The following is a 12,605-nucleotide window of genomic DNA, read 5'->3' on the forward strand; positions in this document are numbered from 1 at the left end:
GGCACCCGTCTTCGTCGCCCTGCCGGGCATCGGGATCGCGAGGGAATGGACGACCTAGGGGGAAGACCGGAGCATTTGGCGCCCCGGCCTTCCTTTTCTGGTCAGAACGCCCAGCTGGCACGCAGAACGCCGGCGTGGCTCTGATAGTCGCTGCGCAGTTCGCCGCTGTATTCCAGGCGCAGGCTGATGCCGTCGCCCTTGGCCAGGGTGGCGCCCAGGCCGATGGCGACGCCATCGGCGCTGACTCGGCCGGTGGTGCTGGCGAAGCTGACGCCGCCCAGGACGCTGGTGGTCGTCACCGGACCATGCAGGTAGTCGTGCACCCACGCCACCTTCAGGTCCGGCATCAGCTTGCCGATGCCGGTGTTCAAGGCCGTATCCAGCTTGAAGCCCAATTCCTGGGTCAGGCTGTTGGTGGTCATGGCGTTGACCGCCAGATCGGCCACCCCGGCGTCGTGCTCGTTGTAGGCGTGGTTGGTCAGGCGGGCAGCCTGCAGGCTCCACTGCGGCGTCAGGGTGAAGCCGTTGCGGTCCGGCATGGCGTATCCCACCGTCACCTTGCCCAGGTACTGTTCACCGCCATAGTTGGCGTTGGCGCGGGCCCCCAGGAAGTCGATGGTCCGGCGCTGGTCGTAGTGGTTGTAGCCGAACGCCACCTGGCCCTCGACCGACAGCCGCTGCTCCGCGAAGGCCGGGCGCCAGACGCTGTACGCGGTCAGCTGGTAGCTGCCCACGCGTGTGAGGCTGCCGGCCGTCACCCCCTGCCCCACGGCGGCGCTGTTCAGCCAGCTGAACGCCAGGCCGGCCATGACCTCCGGATCGGCGTACCAATCCGCCCCCAGCACCAGGCCGGCGCTGCTGGCGCGGTAGCCCGCTGCGTCCGTGGCGTTGGCGCGCAGCGCGCCGCCGCCCAGCACCTCACCCCACAACACGCCGTTCAGCGTGCCGTCGCCGGCGGCGGCCCCCTTGCCGCCATAACTGTCCATCAGTCCCGCCACCGTCTGCTGGTGCTGGCTGATGGCCGTGGTGGTGGGGGTGACCAGGCTGGTGGTCAGCTGCGGCGTCAGCTGGTTGGGCGCCAGTTGGGCCACCGCCACCTGCTTGGCCGTGCCGGTCAGGGTGGACAGGGGCGCCAGCACCGCCGTCTGCACGGCCGCCGCGGCCGAGCCGCCGCTGGCCGCGATAATGTCCAGCGCGGCGCCGGTGCCCACCGCCGCACCACCCTGGGCCACGCCCACGGCCGTGTAGTTAGTGGTGGCTGGCGGCGTCGTGCCATCGCCCGAGGAACCGCCACCCGTGGAACCACTGCCGGACGACCCGTTGCCGGAGGAGCCATTCCCCGAGGAGCCGTTGCCTGAAGAGCCGCCGTTCGTCCCCGTGCCATCGCCGGAGCCGGTGGTGCCGGTGCTGCTGGTGTTCAGGGTCAGCACCAGCTCGGTCTTGCCGCCGCTGGTGATGGTGCTGCTGGTCACCGTGTAGCCGGCGGCGGTCAGCACCAGGTTGCTGGTGGACAGGCCGCTGCCGGCGGTGGCGATGGTGTAGCTGCCGGCGGCCAGGGAGCCGCTGGTGGCCTTCAGCGTCACGGAACCGCCCGTCAGGCTGGCGCTGCCGCTGATCACCAGATTGCCGTAGCTGCTGGTGGACGACACGCCGATCACAAGGTTGCCCGCCGTCTGGCTGTAGCTGCCGGTGATGTTGATGGCGCTGTTCACCAGCAGGGTGGCCCCGCTGTTGATGACGCTGTGGTTGCCCACGCTGATGTTGTCGTTCAACAGCAGCGTGCCGGAAACGAAGCGCAGGTTGGCCAGGTTGTTGGTGATGGTGCCCCGGTTGCCGCCCCGGCCCGTCAGGGTGCCCGGTGCCGCATCCGTTCCACCGCTGATGGCCAGGTCGTTGGCCGACAGGTTGGTGATGTCGCCCGCGATAACGCCCGTGTTCGCCAAGCCGCCCAGCGTGCCGGTGCCGGCGATGTACAGGGCCGTGGCCCCGCCCGTGGTGTTGGTCAGCGTCCCGGTGACGGCCAGGCTGGCGAGCGAGCCACCGATATAGTCGTTGGCAGCCACGGCCAGCAGATTGGTGCCGCTGACGCTGCCGCCGATGTCCAGGCCGGTGAGGCCGCTGGTGACGGTGGCGCCCGTATAGCTGGAGCCCACCCCGCCCTGGATCAGGGTGACGCTGTCGCCCACCCGGTAGTTGGCGACGGGGGCCAGGCCGGCATTGACCGCGCCGCCGGTGAAACGGGCCGCCCCGCTGACGCTCAGCGCATGACCGGACAGGGCCAGGGTGCCGGACGACTGGCTGTAATCACCGGCCACCGCCACGTTCCGGGCCAGCGACAGGTTGGCACCGGCATTGGTGACCGTATGGCCGGTGACATCGATGTCGTCACCCAGGCTGAGATCGCCGGCCGCGAACACCAGGTTGCTGCTGGCGTTGCGAATGGTGCCGCCGAGGAGGCCGCCCACCGTGCCGCCGCTGCCGCCGGTGACGGTCAGGTCACCCGCCGACAGGTTGGTGACGTTGCCGACGATGGTGCCGGTATTGGCCAGGGTGCCCAGCGTGCCGGTGGCGGCGATGTATAGCGCCGTCGCACCACCGGCGGCGTTAACGAGCGTGCCGGTGACCGCCAGGCTGGCCAGGGTGCCGCCGATGAAGTCGTTGGCGGCCACGGCCAGCAGGCTGGTGCCGCTGACGCTACCGCCGGCGTCCAGGCCGGCCACGCCGCTGGTGACCACGGCACCGGTGTAGCTGGAGCCTGCCCCACCCTGGATCAGGGTGGCGCTGTCGCCCACCAGGTAGTTGCCGGTGCCGGACAGGCCGGCATTCACCACCCCGCCGGTGACCTTGGCGGCACCGCTGACGCCCAGCACGTGGCCGTCCACCGACAGCGTGCCGCCGCTCTGGCTGAAATTGCCGGTGACACCGACATCGCCGGCCAGCGCGATGGCGGCGCCGGTGTTGGCAACCGTATGGCCGCCCACATCGATGGCGTCACCCAGGCTGATGGCGCCCGAGCCCAAGGTCAGGTTGCTCAGGCTGTTGCGGATGGTGCCGCCGGTGAAGCTGCCCACCGTGCCGTTGCCGCCGCCCACCACCACTAGGTCGTTGGCACTGTTGTTCACCACATTGCCGATAAGGGCGCCGGTGTTGGCCAGCGTGCCCAGGGAGCCGGCGGCGGCGATGTTCACCGCCGTGGCAGCGTGGATGGTGCCGCTGTTGGTCAGGGTGCCCAGAGTGCCGCCGACATAGTCGCTGACCAGCGTCAGCACCAGGTCGGTGGTGCCGCCGTTGGCGGACGTGCCCAGCGTGGCGCTGAAGCCATCGGCCGCGGCCCTCAGGCCAGTGGCCGACAGGCTGCCGCCAGCCTCGACGATGGTGTAGCTGTCGCCGGCGATCAGGTTCATGCCGTCCGTGGCCGTGACGGCCACGGTGCCGCCCGTCAGGCTGGCATTGCCGCTGACGACCAGTTCCCCCGCGCTGCCGGCGCCCAGGACAGCGGTCAACGTGCCGGCCGACTGGCTGTAATTGCCTGTGACGCTGACGATGCTGGTGAGCACGACGGACGCGCCGCTGTTCACCAGCGTGTGGCTGCCGACATTCACCGTGTCATCCAGGGCCACGGTGCCGGAGGCCAGCACCACGTTCGCGGCCGTGCTGGTGATGGTGCCGCCGGTCAGCGTGCCCGCGGCACCACCCGTGCCGCCGGTGATGACCAGGGCGGTGCCGCCGTCGTTCACCACATTGCCGATGATGGCGCCGGTGTTCGCCACCACGCCGATGGTGCCGCTGTTGTGCAGGGCGGTGGCACCGGCCAGGATGCCGCTGTTGACCAGGGTATCGATGGTGCCGTGGTTGTAGACACCCAGGTTGGCGCTGGTGATGGTGCCGGCGTTGCTCAACACGGCGATGGTGCCGTGGTTGTACACGCCTGTCGCGGAGCCGGTGATGACGCCGCCGGCATCGTTGGACAGGGTGCCCAGCGTCCCCTTGTTCAGGATGCCGGCATAGCCGCCGGCGATGCTGCCGCTGTTGGCCAGGCTGCCGATGGAGCCGTTGCTGTAGATGCCGGCATAGGTGCCGCCCGCGATGGTGCCGCTGTTCAGCAGCGTGCCGATGGCGGCGGCGTTATAGATGCCCGCCGTGCCGCCGGTCATGGCTCCGCTGTTGTCCAGCTTGCCCACGGTGCCGCCGGAATTGTACAGGGCGCCCAAGGTGGCCGCGACGGTGCCGGCATTGGCGAGCGTGCCCAGGATGCCGTCGTTGGCGATGCCATTCGCGCTGGCGCCGGTGATCAGGCCGCGGTTCACCACGGTCCCCAGCGTCCCGTGGTTGGTGGCGCCGGTGGATCCGCCGGAAATGGTGCCGGCGTTGGTCAGCCAGCCCAGCGTGCCGCCATTGGCAACGGCCACGCCATAGATGCTGCCCACCAGGGTGCCGCTGTTGGACAGGGCCGCCAGGGTACCGGCGGACGCCACCTGCACCGCCGTGACGGCGCTGACCAGGCCCATGTTCATCAGGGTGCCATAGGCGCCGCCGATATAGTCGGCATCCACCGTCAGCACCAGGTCGGTGACCGAGCCGCTGGTGACCGTGGTCAGGACGCCGTTGCGCGCCGTGACGCCGGTGGCGGTCAGGGTGCCGGCCTCCACCACGGTGTAGCGGTCGCCGGCGATGGCGTTGCTGCCCGACTGGACGGCGACCGTGCCGCCGGTCAGGCTGGCGGTGCCGCTGACCACCAGCTGGCCGGCCGCGTCGGCGCCGATGACGGCGGTCAGGGCGCCGCCCGTCTGGCTGTAGTTGCCGGCGACGTTGACGATGCTGGTCAGCAGAAGGTTGGCGCCGCTGTTCACCAGCGTGCCCGCACCCAGTTTCACCGCGTCGTTCAACAGCACGTTGCCCGACACCATCACCACGTTGGCCAGCGTGCTGGTGATGGTGCCCTGGCTGCCCGGGGCGTAGCCGGTGAAGGTGCCCACGGTGTCGAAGCTGCCGCCCGCGATGGTCAGGGCGGATGCCGAGGCGTTGAGGATGGTGCCGGCGATGGTGCCGCTGTTGGCCACCAGGCCGATGGTGCCGCCGTCGTTGTAGAGGGCGATCATGCCGCTGATGAGGCCGCTGTTGGCCACGGTTCCGATGGAGCTGGCGTTCCACACGCCGGTGATGGCGCCGGCCACCGTGCCGCTGTTGTCGATCCGGTTGATGGTGCCGCCGTAGTCGTTGGCGATCGCCGCCAGCGAAACATCGGTGATGGTGCCGCTGTTGGACAGCGTGCCGATGGTGCCGCCATCGTTGTAGACGGCGGCATAGGTGCCGCCGGCGATGGTGCCGCTGTTCCGCACCGCACCGATGGTGCCGCCGTTGTTATAGACCGCTACGATGGTGCCGGACAGGGTACCCGCGTTGTCCAGCAGGCCCAGGCTGCCCTGGTTGTCGACCGCCATGCGGGTACCCGCCAGAGTCCCGGTGTTGGACAGGGTGCCCAGGGTGCCGCCGGTGCCCACCGCCACCGCGGTGGTGGACTGGATCAGGCCGGCGGTGCCCAGGTTGCCGTAGGTACCGCCGATATAGTCGCCGCTCATGGTCAGCATCAGGCCGGTGACCGACCCGCTGGTGACGGTGGACAGGCTGCCGTTGATGCCCGCCACACCGCTGGCGGAAAGAGTGCCGGCCTCCACCACGGTGATGGTGTCGCCCGCCAGCACGTTGGCGCCGTCATGCCGGATGCCCAGGGTGCCGCCGGTCAGGCTGGCCGACCCGCTGACCACCAGACCGCCGCCGTCGGCCGCCGTCAGCAGGGTGCCGACCATCTGATGGAAATCGCCTGTGACGTTGACGATGCTGACCAGTGTGACCGAGGCGCCGGCACTGACCAGCGCGCCCGAGGCCAGGTTGACCGCGTCGTTCAGCAGTACCTTGCCCGACGCCAGCACCACGTCGCCGCCATTGGGCAGGGAGATGGTGCCCTGCGCCCCGGCATAGCCGGTCAGGGTGCCCACGGCGTTCCCACTGCCACCGATGATGGTCAGGCCGGCGCCGCCGGTATTGGCGTCGACGATATTGCCGGCGATGACGCCGCTGTTGACCAGCCGCCCCAAGCTGCCTTCGTTGTCGATGGCCCAGCTGACGGCACTGATGGTGCCGCTGTTCATCAGGGTGCCGATGCTGTCGGCGTTGTAAAGGCCCCAGTTGCCGCCGGTGATGGTGCCGGTGTTGGCCAGTGTGCCGATCGTCCCGTTGCTGAACAGGGCGGTGAAGGCGCCGCTGATCACCCCGGCGTTGGACAGCCCGCCGATGCTGCCGACATTGCGGACGCCGACATAGTTCGCGGCGATGGCGCTGTTGTTCACCAGCGTACCGATGACGCCGGCGTTGTTGACGCCCCCGCCGCCACGGATGCTGCCGCTGTTGCCCAGGCTGCCGATCGTGCCGCCGATGGTGTTGACGATGCCGTCGGATGCGGCGGCGATGGTGCCGCTGTTCAGCAGCGCGCCGATGCTGCCGCTGCTGAGCACGCCGGTACGGCCGCTGATCGTGCCGGCGTTGCTCAGCACGGCGATGGTGCCGCCGGTGTTGGCGACGGCCACCTGGGTGGCGGCGATCAGGCCGCCCGCGCCATTGACCACGCTGCCGATGCCGCCCTGGTTCAGCACGCCATAGGCGCCGCCCGACAGGGTGCCGCTGTTGGACAGGGTGCCCAGGGTACCGGTGGCGGCCACCGCCACGGCCGTGGTGGCGTTGATGGCGCCGACGTTGCCCAGGCTGCCGTAGACGGTGCCGATGTAATCGCCGCTCTGGATCAACACCAGATCCTGCAGTCCGCCGTCGGCGACGGTGCCGTAGGTGGCGTTGCCGGCCCATAGGCCGCTGGCCACCAGGGTGCCGGCCTTCACGATGGTGTGGGTATCACCCGCCAGCAGGTTGACCGCGCCGGTCAGCCCGGCCGCGGTGGCGATGCCGCCGCTGATGCTGGCCGTGCCGGTGACGACCAGGGCGCCACTGCCGGCGCCCAGCGCCAGGGTGCCGCCTGTCTGGCTGTAGTTGCCGGTGACGGTCACGCCGGTCACCGTCAGGCCGGCACCGCTGTTCACCAGTGTCTGGGTGCCCAGGCTGACCGCGTCGTTCAGCAGGATGTTGCCGGAGGCCAGGACCACACCGCCAAGGGTGCTGGTGATGGTGCCCTGCCCGCTCGCCGCATAGCCGGTGAAGGTGCCCGTGGCGGTGCCGGTGCCGCCGGTGATGGTCAGCGCCGCGGCACCGGTGTTGAGGACGTTGCCGGCGACCACGCCGCTGTTGGACAGCAGGCCGATCTGGCCGGCATTGGCGATGGCGGCGTTGGCGCCGGTGACGGTGCCGCTGTTGGCCAACGTGCCCAGGATGCCGGTGTTGTAGAGGCCGATGAGGTCGCCGGCGATGGTGCCGCGATTGGCCAGCGTCCCGATGGTGCCGCCAAAGGCGTAGACGCCCGCGGTGTGGCCGGTGATGATGCCGGCGGTGCCATTGACCAGCGTGCCGATGGTGGCGGTGTTGAGCACGCCGCCCATGCCGCTGCCGCCGATGCTGCCGCTGTTGGTCAGCAGGCCGATGGTGCCGCCGTTGCCGACACCGGCCTCACCGCCGATGGCGCCGGTATTCGACAGGGTGCCGATGATACCGCCGGTATTGTTGTAGACCGCGTTCACGCCGGACAGGGTTCCGCCGTTCGACAACGTGCCGATACTGCCGGTGCTGTACACGGCGGCGCCACCGCCGCTGATCAGGCCGGTGTTATCCAGCGAGCCGATGGTGGCGGTGTTCTTGATGGCATAGCGGGTGCTGCCGGTGGTGCCGGTGATGGTCCCGTCGTTCCGCAGCGCGCCGATGATCCCGGCGTTGATGATGCCAGACTTGCCCCCGATGCTGCCGCTGTTGGTCAGGCCGCCGAGGCTGGCGCCGTTGTCGTTGTAGATGCCGGTGGAGCCGCCCGAGACCACGCCGCCATTGACCAGGGTGCCGATCGCGCCGGCGTTCCAAACGCCGATGGCCGAGCGGCCGCCGACGCCTGCGATGGTGCCGGCGTTCTTCAGGGTGCCGATGCTGCTGCCGGCGCCCCGATTATAGACGGCGACGCTGCTGCCGGAAATGACGCCGCCGGCTTGGTTGAGCAGCGTGCCAAGGGTGCCGGCGTTGTCGACACCGCGCAGCGTGCCGGCGATGACGCCCCCGCCGCCGTTGGTCAGCAGGCCCAGGGTGGCGGAAACCGTGTTGTTGACGGCGTCCACCGTGCCCCGGATCGTGCCGCTGTTGGCCAGGGTGCCGATGGTGCCGGCGCTCCACACGCCGGTCTGGTTCACGCCGTTGATGGTGCCGCTGTTGGTCAGCGTGCCCAGGGTGCCGGTCGTGGCCACGATCACCGCCGTGGTGGCGCTGAGCTGGCCGGTGACGCCCAGGCTGCCGTAGACGGTGCCGATATAGTCGCCGGTCCGCACCAGGACCAGGTCCTGGAAGTTGCCGTCCGCGACGGTGCTGTAAGCCGCGTTGCTGGCGGTCAGACCGGTGGTGACCAGGGTGCCCGCCTCCACGATGGTGGCGCTGGCCCCAGCGAACACATTGACGGCGCCGCTGGCGGCGGGGGCGTCGGCTGCCCCCAGCAGGCCGCCGGAAATGCTGGCCGTGCCGGTGACCAGCAGGGCGCCGCTGCCGGCCCCCACCACCAGCGTGCCGCCCGTCTGGCTGTAGTTGCCGATGATGGTCACGCCCGTCACCGTCAGACCGGCACCGCTGTTGACCAGCGTCTGGGTGTTCAGGTTGACCACGTCGTTCAACAGGATATTGCCGGACGCCAGCACCACGTTGGCGATGGTGCTGGTGATGAGGCCCTGGCCGCCGGCGCGGCCCGTGAAGGTGCCCACCGTCCCGGCACCACCGCCGGTGATGGTCAGCGCGCTGGCGCTGGAGATATCGCCGGCGATGGTGCCGGCATTGGTCAGGCGGGTGATCGTGCCGGCGTTGGAGAGCGCCTTGTTGGAGCCGGTGATGCTGCCGGTGTTGACCAGGGTGCCGATGGTGCCGGTGTTGTTGATGCCGATGCTGCCGGCAATGGTGCCAGCGTTGGCCACCAGGATGAGACGGCCGGTATTGACCACACCGTTGAAGACACCGGAAATGAGGTTGTTGTTGGTCAGCGTACCGATGGTGCTGGTGTTGTAAACGCCGACATGGGCGCTGGTGATCACCCCGTTGTTGACCAGGGTACCGATGGTGCCACCGAAGACGTACACGCCGGCGCTGCCGCTGCTGGCGGCCCCGTTCGAAATGGTGCCATTGTTCACCAGGGTGCCCAGGACGCCGTTGTTCATGACGCCGCCGGCCCCACTGCCCGCCAGAAGGCCGGTATTGGTCAGCAGGGTCACCGTGCCGCCGTTGGCGACCCCCTCCCCGCCGGTGATGCTGCCCGAATTCGACAGCGTGCCGATGACGGCGCCGGTGAAGTTGTAGACGGCGTTGGAGGCATTCATGCCACCGCTGTTGGACAGGCTGCCGATGCTGCCGCCGTTGAAGACGGCCGCGTTGCCGCCCGTCACGGTGCCGCTGTTGTCCAGCCGGACTATGGTGGCGGTGTTCTTGATGGCGTAGCGGTTGCTGCCCAGGGAGCCGGTGATGGTCCCGTCGTTGCGCAGCACAGTGACCAGGCCGGCGTTGGTGATGGCGAACTTGCCGCCGATGCTGCCGCTGTTGCTGAGCGTGGTGATGCTGGCGCCGCTGCCGTTGTAGACGCCGGTGCCGTCGCTGGAGATGACGCCGCCTATGCTGTTCACGACGACGGCGATGGTGGCGGCGGTGGTGTTGCTGACCGCGTAGGTCGTGCCGGTGATCGTGCCGGCGTTCGACACCGTGCCCACCTTGCCGGTGTTGTTGAGGCCCGTCCGGCTGTCACCGGCGATGGTGGCGTTGGTCGCGTTCAGCACCGTGCCGATGCTGCCGCTGGAATAGACGCCGATCGAGCCGCCGTGGATGATACCGGCGTTGACCAGCGTGCCGATGCTGCCCAGGTTGCGGACGGCGTCGGTGCCGCCGCTGATGACACCGCCGGCGCCGTTGCTCAGAACGGTGATGGTGGCGCCGTCATCGCTGAGAATGCCGGCGGCACCGGTGGCGCTGATGGTGCCGGTGTTGATCAGCGTACCCACCACGGCTTGGCTGTACTGGTTGTAGACGGCGTTGACCGTGGCGCCGATGGCGGAAATGATGCCGCTGTTGGTCAGCGTATTGATGGTGCCATTGTTCAGCAGGGCCGCGGCGCTGCTGAGGCCGCCGCCCCCCACGTCGGAGATGACGCCCCGGTTGTCCAGGGTGCCGACCAGGCCGCCATTGTTGGTCATGCCGATCCAAGTGCCGGCGATGGTGCCGCTGTTCACCATGACGGCGATCGGCCCGCCGTTGGTGATGGCGGTACCGCCCTGGATGCGGGCGCCGACGCTGTTGACGAAGGTGTCGATGCTGCCGATGTTGGTGAAACCGGCGAAGCCGATGAGGGTGCCGCTGTTGGACAGCGTCCCGATGCCGCCGTAGTTCACCAAGGCGGGCATGGTCACGGACGAGATGGTGCCGGTGTTGGATACCGTACCGATGGTTCCGAAGTTGGCAAGGCCGCTCGCGTGGCCAAGGATGGTGCCGACGTTGAGCAGCAGGCCGATGCTGCCGATGGATGTGTTGCCCAGGGCGATGCCGCCGACAAGGCTGGTGTTCCACAGCAGCCCGTCATTTTCCAGCGTGCCGATGGACGCGCGGTTGTTCAGCAGCGTCTGGCCGGTGGAGACGATGGCGCCGGAGCTGGTGATCCGGTAGGTCGTCAGGTTGGCATTGCTCACCTGCGTGCCGGTCAGCGTGGTGGAAACGGTGGTCTGCGCCTGGGCCAGCGACGGCGCCGCCAGCGCCATGCCCACGGCCAGCAGCGAGGCGCCGGCCAGCAGGCGGCCGCGATTGCCCTGGATCGTGTCGCGCTGGAGCATAGCCTGGCCCGTATCACCATGAGTCATGGCGCCAGCACCGCCGACGTTCGCAATCCGTCCCATCATTCCCACCATCACAGATATTCACCTGCCTCGGACCACTTTGCGCGCGCAGTGAACCCGTGGCATCGCCAGTGGCGGGATAGTCTTGTTTATGGCTGCCCCCCTCAACAGAATATTATCTCCGCACAAAAATATTCTTATAATTCCGCTAGTAAAAATGAGAAATATCGCCAATTGATAGTGCTGTGTCTTTTAGCTTCCAACTAGATCCAACACAATATTATTAAATCTTACTTCTGGTGACGGAATGTGACCGCAACCTTGCGATCTTCCTCACCCCGGCTCCTGCGAAAAGGACCGATCCCTACCAGCCCTCGCCCGAATCGCATCCCCCGAAGCGGCGGGGGCCCCGTCCTGAAGCAACCGCCGGACGATCAGACGGGGAGCGTGTGTGTGTTTTGCCTGACGAGCCGCCTCCCGACGGAGATCGGTTATCCGCGGATGCGCTGTGCTCGGCCAGTGTTGCAAGGGTTCCATCGGCGTTGCCCGTAGCGCCCTTCCGGCTGAGCTGTGCTGCCGACCGGCCCTCCCAGGGCTGGCACTCCCCCCTCCCCAAGCTCAGCCGCCGGTCTCGACCCCAAAAGCAAAACCCCCGCCTGCATGAAGCGGGTAAGCGTCAGCGCAGCCCCGCCTTCCCAGGGCGTTATTGATGGGCATGCTTGCCGCTCGGCTTGAGTGGTGGACGCATGGACGACGTGACGGTGATCGGCAAGGAGGCGCTTCGAAGTGCTCATACGAGCGCTCCTGAGCTGCACGGCGAGGTTTTGGGCGGCCCGGAGCGTCGGCGGCGCTGGAGTACCGAGGAGAAGCTGCGGGTTCTGGCGCAGAGTGTGGCGCCGGGGTCGTCGCCGAGCCTGACGTGCCGCATGCACGGTATCAGCACCGGTCAGCTGTCGACGTGGCGCAAGCAGTTCCGGTCGGGTGAGTTGACGGGGTTCGTTCCGGTTTCGGTCGTTGCCGATGCGGCGTTGCCCGAACCGGCGGTCGTTCCTGAAGCGGCGGAGCAGGCCCCCATTTCCATCGGCATGATCGAGGTCGAGCTGCCGACCGGCGTGAGGCTGCGGATCACCGGTGATGTCGGCGAGGCGGCCTTGCGACGGGTTTTGGCGGCATTTTCGTGATCGGCATTCCGGGCAATGTGCGCATCTACCTGGCGTGCGGCGCGACCGACATGCGCCGCGGGTTCGACAGCCTGGCCGCCCAGGTGCAGACGATGCTGAGGCTCGATCCCCATGACGGCGCGCTTTACGCCTTCCGGGGGCGGCGTGGCGACCTGATCAAGATTCTATGGTGGGACGGCCAGGGCCTTTGCCTGTTCTCCAAGCGGCTGGAGCGCGGCCGGTTCGTCTGGCCGCAGGCCAGGGAGGGTTCGGTCGCGCTCACCGCCGCCCAGGTTTCCATGCTGCTGGAAGGGATCGATTGGCGGACGCCGGTGCGCACCTGGCAACCGGACGCAGCCTGCTGAGCGCGCTCGGTCCCATGTGGCCCCCGGCGCGTCATAGTGACTCGGGTGCTGTCCACCACCCTGCCGACGGCGGCGTTTTCGGGTAGAAT

General features: G+C 68.5%; 3 protein-coding genes. 2 read left to right on the plus strand and 1 reads right to left on the minus strand.

All coding sequences use genetic code 11. The annotated features are described in order from the left end of the window. Positions 1-101: 101 nt before the first annotated feature. Positions 102-11,015, minus strand: a complete 10,914-nt coding sequence (locus Y958_RS25895; protein WP_145727611.1) for a hypothetical protein — start codon at positions 11,013-11,015, stop codon at positions 102-104. 722 nt (positions 11,016-11,737) lie between these two features. Here Y958_RS25895 and tnpA point away from each other — a divergent pair. After that, positions 11,738-12,172 (plus strand): IS66-like element accessory protein TnpA, encoded by a 435-nt coding sequence (gene tnpA / locus Y958_RS25900; RefSeq protein ID WP_088874766.1) that lies wholly within the window; start codon positions 11,738-11,740, stop codon positions 12,170-12,172. Then, positions 12,169-12,516 carry an IS66 family insertion sequence element accessory protein TnpB gene (gene tnpB, locus Y958_RS25905; protein WP_088874767.1) on the plus strand — a complete coding sequence of 116 codons (348 nt, stop codon included), beginning with the start codon at positions 12,169-12,171 and terminating at the stop codon, positions 12,514-12,516. Before tnpA ends, tnpB begins: the two co-directional genes overlap by 4 nt. Positions 12,517-12,605 lie beyond the last annotated feature (89 nt).

It is taken from the genome of Nitrospirillum viridazoti CBAmc (genome assembly GCF_000730165.1).
In the GTDB taxonomy this organism is placed as follows: domain Bacteria; phylum Pseudomonadota; class Alphaproteobacteria; order Azospirillales; family Azospirillaceae; genus Nitrospirillum; species Nitrospirillum viridazoti.